The organism is Anabaena catenula FACHB-362 (assembly GCF_014698735.1).
GTDB classification, from domain to species: Bacteria; Cyanobacteriota; Cyanobacteriia; order Cyanobacteriales; family Nostocaceae; genus Anabaena; species Anabaena variabilis_A.
Window position 1 is genome coordinate 114,076 of sequence record NZ_JACJTQ010000014.1, and the last position, 12,529, is coordinate 126,604.

Here is a 12,529-nt window from a genome sequence, read left to right on the forward strand (position 1 = left end):
AGAGTTATGAAAAAATCTGTTGCTGCTGTTCCTCAACAGACTAACTTATTCCCGCTACTGTTTCCGCCACTTGATCAAAAAAATCAGCTTGATGTTGTCCTCGGAACCAACCAAAATGAGTTGGCTATATTCAAAATTCAAAATTTTTACTGGGGTTTAGACTAAAACTTTTCTTGTAGGCTCAACCCCTTGCTATATATGGCTTATGACTTATAAGACTTAAAGTAAATGTAAAATCATCAAAGCCTTGTGGTGTCCCTGCGTCTCCGTGTCCCCGTGTCTTCTTCAATTCCCATACTGAGTACTCGTTACTGAGTACTCAGTATTGTTTCTTAAAACATATCCGCAGGATCAGCAGCTTGAAGTTTGCGAGTAGCGATCGCACCGGAAATTGCACACATGAGAATCGTCAACACTAACACCTGTAAGGCACGAAGTATGGTCATATACATGGGTAAATTTGTGGCCTTTCGGGTCAATTGATAGAGTCCCAAGGACACTGCTAACCCTGGCATAAATCCCAATAGAGCCAAAATCAGCGCTTCTTCAAATATCACAGTTAATAAATAGTAATTAGGATAACCAATAGCTTTTAGAGTCGCATATTCCCGCAAATGGGCATTAACATCGGTGAAAAGGACTTGATAGACAATAATCACCCCTACCACAAACCCCATGGAAACACCTAAGCTGAAAATAAAGCCGATGGGGGAGTTAGTTCGCCAAAAGTTATTCTCAAATTCAATAAATTCTGCATGAGTCAGCACTCGGATATCGTCTTTCAGGTAAAGTCTCAAGTTTTCGGCTACTTTTTGCGAGTCATAGCCTGGTTTTATCTTCACTAAACCGAGACTAACACTACTTGCTGGGCGGTTGGCAACTAGCCTCAATAAATTCTGATCGCTAGTAATCAAGCTACCATCAGTTCCAAAGGAAGCACCAATTTTAAATAAACCACTGACAGTGATTGTTCGACCGTCGATTTCGGTAGTCACAATTTTACCTTGATCAATTTGTGCGATCGCTTCTTGATAATCTCCTCTTGCACCCCGGTCAAATAGGACTGTATCTGGCAATTTAATAGACTGTAATTGTTGATTGACTTCTGGTAAATCAAAAGCTGGCTTATTGGGATTAAAGCCGATTGCTAACACTGCTGTCTCTCTACGAGTTTGGGGATTCTTCCAGGTGATGACACTGAAATATATTGCTTCTGCTGATTCAACCCCTGGTATATCCATTGCTTGGTATAGTCGCCTTCGAGAAAAGGTAGACATACTTTGCAGGTTACGAGTTTGGGGACTAGTTAAAATAATGTCTGCTTGTAAACTACGATGCAGTCTAGTATTGCTGTCATACAGTGCAGTTTGAAAACCTAGCTGCATGAACATCAGCACATCAGCAAAAGCAATACCTGATAATGCTACCAGCAAGCGACTTTTTTCATGACTTAGTTGGAACCACCCCAGAGGTGTCCGTCGTTGCAGTTGTTGGAGTATGCCAATCATAAATTACTTTTTAAATTTCGATGACTACTTTGACTTGCATATTGGTTAAGTTGGCTGCTTTCTGACTGGAAGTTGGATCTAGTCGGATATAGACTTTGACAATTCTGTTATCAATATTGGTAGAGGGATCAGTATTAATCGCATTTTGCCGCTGTACTTGCAAGCCTATCCGCTCAACTGTTCCCTGTAATTCCACAGCTAGGACATCACCAAATACCTGCACTTTTTGCCCTGAATGCACTTTGCTAATATCGCTTTCGTAGACTTCGGCAACTGCGTACATTTGGTTAGTTTGTCCAATATCGACAATTCCGTCATTTGAGATTAATTCTCCTGGACGGGTATGGATTTCAAATACCCGGCCATTTTGGGGTGATTGCACGTAAGCTTGTTGGAGATTAGCCATTGCTTTTTTTACGGTAGCTTCAGCACGACTAATTTCGGCTTTAGCTGCTACCAAATCCACTGGGCGTACTTCGGAAATTTGATCTAGAGTTGCGGTGGCTTCTTTCAGTCGTTGCTGTCCAGTTAGCTGGATACGATTTAAAGAAGCAAGTGCTGCTTGCAAAGTTTTTTGGGCAGTTTTTACGGTTAAACGTTTACTGTCCCGTTGGGAAGCAGAAATTGCCCCTTCTGCATACAGTTGCTGATAACGTTTGTCTTCTGCTTGAGCATTGATTAATTCTGCTTCTAAGCGGTCGATAGTGGCTTTTTGGGTATCAATATCACCTTGACGTTCTGCTTCTAAGCGGGCAATTGTGGCTTTTTGGGTGTCAATTTCCCCATGTTTTGCACCAGCTTGAATGCGGAACAAGTTAGCTTTTGCGACTTTGACTTCTTCCTGGGCTTCTTGTAATGCTGCTTGCAAGCGATCGCGATTGTCTAAAATGGCTATCACTTGACCTACTTTTACACTATCTCCCTCTTGCACCAGTAACTTTTCTACCCGGCTTCCTTCACCAGATACAGCAGCAGAAAGTTTAATTACTTTTCCTTGTGGTTCAATTCTTCCTAGGGCTGTAACTGTTTTTATTTCCGGCATGATCACCACGGGTGCTATTGCTTTTTGGGCTGTCTCCCGCAGTCTTAGTACAGTAAAAATACTGGCGCTGATCACAGTTAATGATGCAATTGTAGATATAGTAATCAGTAACCAAATAATAGACTGAGAAGATAATGAACCTTGTAGCTTGGGGTTTTGCACAATAGCAGACCTTTGAAGCGATGCAAAATTCGTTTGTTGAAAATGTAAATGTAGAGAAAAGCAATATGAGCAAATTCAACTGTAGATTTTTAACACTCTGGTAGTTTTCTGTCCGTTGTACTGTAACGTGAACTACCCCACCCTGCCTATGGCTGAGGATGTGGCTTCTGTACTCACAGGCGAATGCCGCAACTTGGACTTTCGCCCTAGTTTTGGACTTACTTCCCCTCCTACAGCAGAGACGGCTGATAGCCTGCGTGGCGTAGCCATACCTTCCGCCTTTATCATTCTGATACCCTCTGCTCTAATATTTATCGCTGCATTTCCATCACGATCATGATGAGTATTGCAATGAGGACAAGTCCATTCACGGACATCCAATGGCATCTCACTCACTTGATAGAAACAATTAGAGCAGAGCTTGGAACTGGGAAACCATCTATCAATCTCAACCAACTTCCCACCTTTGCGTTCTAGCTTATAGGCTAAAAAATTGGTGAATGTCCCCCAACCAACATCAGATATTGCTTTCGCCAAATTGTGGTTACGTACCATGCCTTTGACATAAAGATTCTCTACTATGACAGCTTGGCTATCGCTGACCAACTTGTGACTAAGTTTATGTAAAAAATCTTGCCTAGAATTGCTAACTCGTTCGTACACTTTGGCAACAACTTTTCTATATCTATTTCTTGATTTACTTCCCTTTTGTTTACGGGCTAACTTTTTCTGTTTGCGTTTAAGGTTTTTTTCATGTTTGGCAAGGTGTTTAGGATTATCGTATTTAGAAACCTTTTCGCCATCAGTGACAACAGCAAAGTGCTTCAACCCTAAATCAATACCATAGATTTTACCGAATGTAATAGTTGGATTTTCCCCTTCTATTTCAGTCAGGATAGATGCAAAATATTTACCTGATGGTGTTTTACATACAGTTACAGTCTTGACTTTCCCCTCAATTGGTCTATGTATTTTGGCTTTGACTATCCCAATATTGCCCGGAAGTTTGACATTACCATCTACAATTTTGACGTTTTGAGGATATTGAATAGACTGTTTTCCATGCTTGGATTTGAATTTAGGAAAAAGTGCGCGTTTTTCAAAAAAGTTTTTGTATGCTGTGGTTAGATTCAGTGTTGTAGCCTGCAAGACTTGACTATAACAATCAGCCAGCCACGCAGTATCTTCTGCTTTTTTGAGTATAGGAAGAAATGCGTTAAGTGCAACACGACTCAGTCCTTTGCCCGTTTCCTTATAAGTCTCAATAGATTTATTGAGGGCATAATTCCACCACCATCTAGCACACCCAAAAGTTTGCGCTAATTGAATTTCTTGCTCAAAAGATGGATATAAACGGACTTGCACAACTTTGTGTAACACTCAACATCACCTCCAAGATATCTACACTTTAACCACAAATATATATTGCGGTAAAGTATCAAAACAATTGGGGATTCGTCATCATACATATGGAATTTGTTTTTACCAAGTAAAAAATTAATTCCATATGCAATCCTCACTTCGTGACGCTCCGCGAACATCACCCGCTATTCATCCCTACCCTATGAGTACATTGAGGTTGGGGATGAATAGCGTTTTGTTAAAAGTTTGAAGTCATGTTTAAACTAAACGGTTTAGTCTTAAAATGTAAACTAAACGGACTAGTTTAGTCAACTGTGTAATCCTCCTCTTTATAGAGAATCGTTGACAAAAAGGATATTGACAAAATGGCACGCCCGAAAATTGGGGAGATACAGCGATCAAATTCAGATAAAGTGGAAAAAATTCTCCAAGGAGCGATGCAGGAGTTTTTGAAACATGGCTATGCAGCGACTAGTATGGATCGGGTAGCTGAAGCGGCGGGAGTTTCTAAAGCGACAGTTTACAGCCACTTTCAAGATAAAGTCGGACTTTTTAGCGCTCTGATAGAGCAACTAGCAAGAAAACGGTTTCAGTCGATTTTTGGACAACATCTCCTAGTGGGAGAACCCTACATAGTTTTGCGGGGATTGGCTAAAACAGCCTTAGAGCAGATGACAACAGATCCAGAATATTTGGCTTTTGAGCGAGTGCTAATTGGTGAGTCAGTGCGGTTTCCAGAACTAGCTCAAGTTTTTGTGCGCTGCATTGCCAAACCAGCAGTTGAGACTATCAGTAAATATTTAGGATCACATCCAGAACTAAAGATACCTGATCCCGAGGCAACAGCGAGGATTTTGATTGGTTCTTTAGCGCATTTTGCCATGACTCAGCAAATTTTACATGGTAAGGAGATTATGCCTATGGAGAGCGATCGCTTGATTGATGCTTTGACACATTTAATTGTAAATTGTGCCGAATCGTGATTTATAAAAAACCTCGTTTCCCATTGGGACGCACTGTCAGCCAATTAGTTTTAGCTAGTGCTAGTTGTTCATCAGTCACCTTAGCACCAGTGAGATTAGCACCGCACAAATTAGCACCCCGGAGATTAGCCTGACTCAGATAAGCATAGCTGAGATCTGCCCCTCTGAGATCTGCCCCTTCTAAATCTGCATGACTGAGGTAAGCTTTGCTCAAATTAGCATCTTTCAGATTCGCGTACATGAGACTAGCTCTACCAAAATCACTATTGTTGAGATTAGTGCCTTGGAGGTTAGTTTTTTGTAATTGAGCTTGATGAAAATTAGTTCCCGATAAATCCGTACCTTGTAAATTTAATAAACTGATATTGTATGAAGCGAAATCTCGTCTTCCCTTCAGATAAGCTGTGAGCAAACTTTGGGAATCTAATTTGCGTTTTCCTTGAGAACCATTGCTATTACTAGCAGTCACATCTGGAGATTTGGAGATTAACTGCCTATGCTGGATGCTTCCAGCCTGCAATCCAGATGTTTCTGGTGACTTAGCTCGTCTAGCACGAATTGCTGCTGCTACGCTATTTGCACCGGGATGATTAGACAAAACACCGGAATTATCTGGGCGCTTGTTGATTTGTTCTTTAACACTAACATCAGATTTGACTAGCAATCCCTTTGCTAAACTGTCCAAGTATGGTTCTATATCTAGCGCTCTGAGTACATCTGGGGCTGACTGGTAGCGATTGCGGACTGAAACATCTAACATTTTTCTTAATACGCTTGTTAAATGGTCACTCAGATCCACAAGCTGCTCCCACATCATTTCACCTGTTGTGGGATTGTATGGCAAATCTTTAGGAGTTTTGCCAGTCAGTAGATAAATGCAAGTCACCCCTAAAGCGTAGATATCGCTGGCATAAACTGGACGCATAGCCATTTGTTCGGGAGGGGCAAAACCGGGAGTACCAATGGCGTAAGCAGTTAAAGCTGTCTGTCCCGATTGATTCGCAGCCACTTGGCCGACTTGGTTTTTGACAGCACCAAAATCAATGAGTACTAGTCTTGCGTCTTGAGCGCGACGAATTAAGTTAGCTGGTTTGATATCACGGTGAATTACCTTTAGCTCATGGATGTATTGCAGTAATGGCAGGATCTCGCTTAAGAACTGCTTCACTCCAGCTTCGCTATAGAGTCCGGTTTTTTTGACTTCTTGTTGGAGAGTTGCACCACTGACGTACTCCTGAACCAAGTAAAATTGCTTTTGCTCTTCAAAATAATCCAGTAGCCGTGGTATTTGCGGATGATTGCCAATCTTACCCAAGGTTTTGGCTTCTCTCTCAAACAGTTCTCGCGCCATGTGTAATATGTGGGGGGCTGTTCCTGAGGGACGTAGTTGCTTGATTACACAACTTGGCTCTCCTGGTAAGGCTTGATCGAGTGCTACAAAGGTTGCTCCGAAGCCCCCCTGACCTAAAGGTTTGATGACCCGATAGCGATCGCGCAAAAGTAGCGGCTCACCACAAGACTGACATCTTTGGCTAGATGCCAAATTTTTTGGATGGGAACAGGTAGGATTGAAGCAGTAGCTCATGCACTGTTAACTCGCTGCACGAAAAATAACGGAGAAAGTGACACTCTGATTACATTATTGAGAGCAAATTTGAATTTTGCCAGGTCATTTCTGCTGGAAATCTCTTAAAGAGTTTCTAAAGTTATTGTGAAGTTAATTCCAGCAACAGTAATTGTTCACTATATAACTATCCCCAGGATGAAAATCATTTTCTCCATTATTATCTCATTAAAATTCGGACAGAACAGCTACTTTTTTTTGTGTAAAAATACTGGAAAAACTAATTATTGTTTATACTTCAAAATTGTATAATTAGATTATTAATATTTCAGTATTATTTCTAGTCAAATTCCTGCTTACCAAAAAACTACTGTGTCCTGAAGGTTAGGGAATTATCTAAGGCTGTTAAGTAGTGCGGAGTTTTGAGAGGGACGACGACGCTACTGATTGTAAATTATCTTCACTACTCAAAACTTCGCACTCAAGACTTTTTTTGGTTACAGACTGGACATCACATCTCGTACAGCAGCTAAAGTCTGTTCAATATCTTCGTCAGTATGAGCTAACGAAGTGAACCCAGCTTCAAACTGAGATGGTGCTAAGTAGATACCACGCTCTAACATCCCGCGATGGAACCGCCCAAACTTTGCGGTATCTGACTTTTTAGCATCCTCATAGTTATGGACTGGGCCATCTGTGAAAAATAAGCCAAACATAGCGCTGATATTACCACCGCAAGCAGGGTGACCAGTTTCTTGAGCAATTTGTACTAAACCATCGGCAAGTTTCTGAGTAATTCGTGCCAAGTATTCGTAAGTACCAGGTTTTTGCAACAATTCCAGTGTCTTAATCCCAGCAGTCATCGCCAAGGGATTACCAGAAAGAGTGCCAGCTTGATATACAGGCCCGGCAGGAGCAACCATTGACATGATATCGCGGCGACCACCATAGGCTCCCACTGGCAAGCCTCCACCGATCACTTTACCGAGTGTGGTTAAATCTGGAGTGATGCCAAATTTTTCTTGAGCGCCACCGTAGGCAATACGGAAGCCAGTCATAACTTCGTCAAATACTAATAAAGCCCCATGCTCGTGGGTAAGCTCCCGTAAGCCTTCTAAGAATCCAGCATCAGGAGTAATAAAGCCAGCATTACCAACCACTGGTTCGAGAATTACGCCAGCAATCTCGTCCCGGTTTTCCTCAAACAAGGCTTTGACGGCTTCCAAATCATTGAAAGGAGCAGTGAGAGTGCTTCTAGTTACAGCTTTGGGGACTCCTGGAGAATCAGGTAAGCCAAGTGTTGCCACACCAGAACCAGCTTTTACCAGGAACATATCAGCGTGTCCATGATAGCAGCCTTCAAACTTGATGATTTTTTCCCGGTTGGTGAAAGCTCGCATCAGCCGCAGCACAGCCATACAAGCTTCAGTACCGGAATTAACAAATCTCACCATTTCGATGCTCTTAACTGCATCAATTACCATTTCTGCTAAGACATTTTCCAGTACGCAGGGAGCGCCAAAGCTAGTACCTTTTTCCAAAGCTGTATGCAGTGCTGTGATGACTTCGGGATGGGCATGACCACAGATAGCAGGCCCCCAACTGCCTACATAGTCGATGTATTGGTTGCCGTCTACATCCCAAATATAGGCTCCGTTAACGCGATCGAAAACTATAGGTTGTCCACCGACAGATTTGAAAGCGCGAACTGGAGAACTGACTCCTCCAGGCATAAGATGTTGAGCAGCAGCAAAGGTTTCTTGTGATTTGGTGGTTTTAATGGTTGTGTTTACCAAGGTTTCCTCCCAGTCTTGGGGAATAAATAAGGGTCTATCTTAGGATAGGGTTAAAATTTGCTCAGATTTTCTATCCTATAGAATTAGCTGAACTAAAAAAATAACAATATGTTATACAAGTCTAATCAAGATTTACCTTTGGATATTCGGACTCGATTATCTGAGGCTTATCAGGATCTTTACCGAGTAGCTTTTAATTCAGCAAGTCATTGGTATGGGGAAGCTGCAAAGGCTCACAAAGTCGCTTGGAGTGCAGTGAAGATGCAGTCGGCGATGGATAGAACCTTTCCTGCTTTAGGACTAAGTTGCCAAAAAGAGGCTAGTTACTCTATTGAAAATGGTATTGTGAATCCATGAATCATTCTTCATTAGAGCAAATTATCTAGTATGTCTTCTCTTGAACTGCGTTACCTTCGGTCAGCTTCGCTAACGCTACAATCTGCTATTCCTGTTGAAAAAATTCGCTACGATGACAGGGGTTTGGTAGCGACAATCATCCAAGATTATCTAGATGGTACGGTTTTGATGATGGCCTGGATGAATCAGGAGTCGTTACACAAGACTTTAGAAACTGGAGAAACTTGGTTTTGGAGTCGTTCTCGTCAGGAATTGTGGCATAAGGGAGCAACTTCTGGACACATTCAAAAGGTGCAGAGTATTCGTTATGACTGTGATAGCGATGCCTTACTGATTGGCGTGGAGCAATTGGGAGATATTGCTTGTCATACTGGGGAACGCAGTTGTTTTCATCAAGTAGAAGGTAAAATTGCCGCGCCACCTGGGGATATGTTGTCGCAATTGTTTGAGGTCATATGCGATCGCCGTGATCATCCCAATGAAAGTTCTTATACTTGTAAGTTGTTAGCCGGTGGTGATAATAAAATTTTGAAAAAGATCGGTGAGGAAAGCGCCGAGGTAGTGATGGCGTGTAAAGATAATCAGGCGGATGCGATCGCAGGGGAAGTTGCAGACCTGTTTTATCATACCCTGGTCGCTCTTGCACATCATCAAGTTGACCTAAAAGCTGTATATCGCAAATTACAAGAACGCCGGAAATAGTCACTGCGAAAGGGCAGGGGAGTAGGGAGGAAAATTCAAAAATCCCCAAACCCCATGCTCAATTCACCTTGAATCAAATCACACAACTTATGGACTCAATAATGAGGATTTGATTTCTTATGGCGGATTAGTAGTAGATTCAAACTTATAACCTACACCACGCACAGTCTGAATTAAAGCTGGCTGATTAGCATCAATTTCAATTTTCTTGCGAATTTGACCGATGTGGACATCCACAACCCGCTGGTCTCCCACATATTCATAGTCCCAGACCTCTTGAATAAGCTCTGCTCGCCGCCAAACTCGACCTGGATGACTGGCTAAAAAATGCAACAAGTCAAATTCTAGAGCCGTTAAGGGTACTGATTGGTTATTAAGCGTCACTTCCCTCCGTACTGGATCAATCATCAACTTTTCAAAAATGAGGCGTTTTTGCTCTGCGTTAGTCACAACCCGCTGACGTCTCAAAATCGCTGCAACTCTAACTTCTAGCTCTCCCAGACCAAATGGTTTGGTGAGATAGTCATCAGCACCTTTAGAAAAACCGCGAATTTTATCGGCTTCGTCTGTCCGGCTAGTGAGCAAGAGTACAAAAACGCCATTACGACTTTGCATCTCTTGACAGAGGTTGAAACCAATTACATCTGGTAGATTTACATCTAGAATTACCAAGTCTGGGTTAAATTGCTCAAATAGAGCTAGAGCTGCCTTACCATCTTCGGCAGCTTCCACTTGATAGTTCTGTTTGATCAAAAAGCGTTGGATTAAATTCCGAACCGCAGGGTCGTCATCAACTACAAGAATCTTGGCAGGAGCCATGACCATCACTTTGCACAAAAATTCATAGGATTAACATGGGTGTTGCGTAAAAACGCAGTTTCCGCTTTGGCAGTAATTAAAAATCTACAAGGCTAAGGTAGGAGTATCCTGATTATTCAAATAAACTGTAATCACAATTATGAACTATGTAGGTACACTAACCTTCTAATCAGCAGATAGACAGTCCAGTATATCCACTAAACCGATTTTCTAACCCTCAGCCGTAGTTCCGTATCATAAATGATACTGTCTACTTAGTAAGATAGAAATTTAAAACCTTCTAATTTTAGACGTATATGTAAATTTATACCATAAATCATAGTGTTCCTAATTCCTCATTTAGAAAAACACTGTCAAGCGAAGATAAACTTACTAAACAAGTAAGTTAAGTCGGCACCATAAAACAAAACTCTGTAAAGAAAGATGAGAAAAAAGGCTAAAACCCTGTTTCCTCCTGCCTTATGCCAACGATAATTATTTATGCCGACTAATTAAGCTTATTCTGTATTTTATTGCTCACTCACAAAAGATAAAAAAATGTACCCCCTTAAAAAATAGCTAAAAGCCTATTTAAATAAAGGTTTGAGATTTTGTTTAGCCTAGAGTAATGAAAGCTATCGCATTACCTATGGATGTAAAGAAACATTTCTGTTTCTTGAAAGAGGGTTCAAGAAAAAATATTATCCTCTCATAGTCACTACGGTTTAAATACTAGGGTAAAAACCTAGCCAGCAAACAACATAACGGTATACACTGTGTTATAGCAATATGTTAAACTAGCTATAGTTAAAATTCCTGGGTCAAACAAACAAACCAACCCGTGCTAACATCCTGGTAGAGGATTAAAATCTGTTGGTATGTTTGTTTAAATCTAGATTAAACATAAGGTTGTTTTTTCCTCAACAAAAGACTGCCGCTTACTAAGGCTGAAGTAATAAACTGCCATGAGCGATCAAAATCCCTACGAAAAACTTGGGGTATCAGAAGATGCTAGCTTCGATGAAATTCAGGATGCTCGCAATCGCCTATTGGAGCATCCTGGTAGTGGTGATGGTAATGGTCTAGAACTAATTGAAGCGGCTTATGATGCTATTTTAATGGAGCGTTTACGGATGCGCCAAGAAGGTAAAATTAAAGTACCTGAGCGTATCCGGTTTCCGGAGATGCGAGTCCAATCTCCTCCGAAAGAAAGTCTTAGCCCTCGTGAGCATTCACCAGTATGGCTGCAAGGAATGTTGGATAAACCAACACTATCAGATGTGCTATTACCAGGAGTTTGGTATCTAGGTTTAAGTGCTATCAGTGTGTTTTATGCCGCTGGTAACGACCAGATTTTACAGATGGCTTTGGTAGCGGGCGTAGGAATCAGCATTTACTTTCTCAATCGCAAGGAAAGTAAATTTGGTCGAGCAGTTTTGTTAACACTGTTCAGTTTAGTTATTGGCTTAATTGCGGGCGGACTAATTTCTACCTCGTTATTGCTGCAACAAATACCATTCATCAACTTGATGCCAAATCAGTTTTCTACGGTACTAACGTTTATATTGATGTGGTTAATTAGCAGTTTTTTCCGTTAAAAATATTGGAGACTAAAATATGGCTCAACCCAAAGGATCGCAGAATAAAATAATGTACATAATTTTGAGAATAACCTTAGCCAAATACCCGCAAGACATCTAACCAAAATAGTAGCTTATTAAATACACTATCCACAGGATAAGAATGTCATATCTCAAGAATTAGAGTTATATTTTACACTGAATGGCACTTAGAAAAAACAGAAGAGAAAAAAGGTATCGGCTCAATAAGTAGGGGTAAAAGAAAAAATTCTCATTTTGAGAAAGGTCAAGTAGGTAACGAAAAAACCGGAGTGCAGACCACTAATGTACTCAATGCTACTAGCCTAAAGTAGTTTTGAGGCTAAGGGGAGTTCTCTTATGATGAACGAAAGTTAACTGTTGTTTAAACTGCATGATAGGGAAAAGAGCTAAATAAGGCTGATAAGCTCTAGCCAAAAGGCAAAATGGGAAAGTGTTTTGAATGGGCAGTTCAACGTGTGAATAATACTTCCATCGCAGAATAGACAGCATCTAAATCTCTGTCCGCAATCAATGTCTGAAAGAGCCGAAAAACAAAAACCCCCCGGAATGAAGCGGGAGGGGGATTTGTGGTAGTGATAGACCTGGCATCGAGCTATTTTGGCGTGGGGCAACCCCCAGACTATCGTGGCCGCA

The 12,529-nt window shown here is 41.3% G+C and carries 10 protein-coding genes and 1 pseudogene; 5 read left to right on the plus strand and 6 right to left on the minus strand.

Features of this window, described 5'->3' with window-relative positions; genetic code table 11:
* Positions 1-6 precede the first annotated feature (6 nt).
* Positions 7-165, plus strand: a complete 159-nt coding sequence (locus H6G68_RS11475) for a hypothetical protein (protein ID WP_190906770.1) — start codon at positions 7-9, stop codon at positions 163-165.
* 167 nt (positions 166-332) lie between these two features.
* Here the strand turns inward: H6G68_RS11475 and devC are convergent, their stop codons facing one another.
* The 3 genes from devC to H6G68_RS11490 all read right to left on the minus strand — a co-directional run bounded on the left by devC (position 333) and on the right by H6G68_RS11490 (position 4,092).
* On the minus strand, positions 333-1,508 hold the full coding sequence (gene devC / locus H6G68_RS11480) for an ABC transporter permease DevC (protein ID WP_190906771.1): 1,176 nt from the start codon (positions 1,506-1,508) through the stop codon (positions 333-335).
* Positions 1,509-1,518: 10 nt separating this feature from the next.
* Positions 1,519-2,712, minus strand: coding sequence for an HlyD family efflux transporter periplasmic adaptor subunit (locus H6G68_RS11485; RefSeq protein ID WP_190906772.1), 1,194 nt, complete (start codon positions 2,710-2,712; stop codon positions 1,519-1,521).
* A 132-nt stretch (positions 2,713-2,844) separates the two neighbouring features.
* Complete coding sequence (locus tag H6G68_RS11490) at positions 2,845-4,092, minus strand: RNA-guided endonuclease TnpB family protein (protein ID WP_190906773.1); 1,248 nt, start codon at positions 4,090-4,092, stop codon at positions 2,845-2,847.
* Positions 4,093-4,439: 347 nt separating this feature from the next.
* On the opposite strand from H6G68_RS11490, the gene H6G68_RS11495 reads away from it, so the two are divergent.
* Positions 4,440-5,057 carry a TetR/AcrR family transcriptional regulator gene (locus tag H6G68_RS11495; RefSeq protein ID WP_190906774.1) on the plus strand — a complete coding sequence of 206 codons (618 nt, stop codon included), beginning with the start codon at positions 4,440-4,442 and terminating at the stop codon, positions 5,055-5,057.
* Between the two features lies 1 nt (position 5,058).
* On the opposite strand, the gene H6G68_RS11500 is transcribed toward H6G68_RS11495, so the two are convergent.
* Complete coding sequence (locus H6G68_RS11500) at positions 5,059-6,642, minus strand: serine/threonine-protein kinase (RefSeq protein ID WP_190906775.1); 1,584 nt, start codon at positions 6,640-6,642, stop codon at positions 5,059-5,061.
* 476 nt (positions 6,643-7,118) lie between these two features.
* Entirely contained in the window at positions 7,119-8,417 is a 1,299-nt protein-coding gene (hemL, locus tag H6G68_RS11505) for a glutamate-1-semialdehyde 2,1-aminomutase (protein ID WP_190906776.1), read from the minus strand.
* 108 nt (positions 8,418-8,525) lie between these two features.
* Between hemL and H6G68_RS11510 the strand changes: the two are divergent.
* A pseudogene (locus H6G68_RS11510) lies at positions 8,526-8,702 on the plus strand (ChaB family protein); the annotation flags it as partial.
* A 102-nt stretch (positions 8,703-8,804) separates the two neighbouring features.
* Positions 8,805-9,476 (plus strand): bifunctional phosphoribosyl-AMP cyclohydrolase/phosphoribosyl-ATP diphosphatase HisIE, encoded by a 672-nt coding sequence (hisIE, locus tag H6G68_RS11515; RefSeq protein ID WP_190906778.1) that lies wholly within the window; start codon positions 8,805-8,807, stop codon positions 9,474-9,476.
* Positions 9,477-9,593: 117 nt separating this feature from the next.
* On the opposite strand, the gene H6G68_RS11520 is transcribed toward hisIE, so the two are convergent.
* Positions 9,594-10,301: a response regulator transcription factor gene (locus tag H6G68_RS11520; protein WP_190906779.1), complete on the minus strand. Its 708-nt coding sequence runs from the start codon at positions 10,299-10,301 to the stop codon at positions 9,594-9,596.
* 938 nt (positions 10,302-11,239) lie between these two features.
* Between H6G68_RS11520 and H6G68_RS11525 the strand changes: the two genes are divergently transcribed.
* Entirely contained in the window at positions 11,240-11,872 is a 633-nt protein-coding gene (locus H6G68_RS11525; protein ID WP_190906780.1) for a CPP1-like family protein, read from the plus strand.
* Positions 11,873-12,529 lie beyond the last annotated feature (657 nt).

Excerpts from the sequence above, each read along its gene's own strand:
- H6G68_RS11475 (WP_190906770.1), top strand. The coding sequence starts at position 7 with ATGAAAAAATCTGTTGCTGCTGTTCCTCAACAGACTAACTTATTCCCG.
- H6G68_RS11500 (WP_190906775.1), bottom strand. The coding sequence starts at position 6,642 with ATGAGCTACTGCTTCAATCCTACCTGTTCCCATCCAAAAAATTTGGCA.
- hisIE (WP_190906778.1), top strand. The coding sequence starts at position 8,805 with ATGTCTTCTCTTGAACTGCGTTACCTTCGGTCAGCTTCGCTAACGCTA.
- H6G68_RS11520 (WP_190906779.1), bottom strand. The coding sequence starts at position 10,301 with ATGGTCATGGCTCCTGCCAAGATTCTTGTAGTTGATGACGACCCTGCG.
- H6G68_RS11495 (WP_190906774.1), top strand. The coding sequence starts at position 4,440 with ATGGCACGCCCGAAAATTGGGGAGATACAGCGATCAAATTCAGATAAA.
- devC (WP_190906771.1), bottom strand. The coding sequence starts at position 1,508 with ATGATTGGCATACTCCAACAACTGCAACGACGGACACCTCTGGGGTGG.
- H6G68_RS11525 (WP_190906780.1), top strand. The coding sequence starts at position 11,240 with ATGAGCGATCAAAATCCCTACGAAAAACTTGGGGTATCAGAAGATGCT.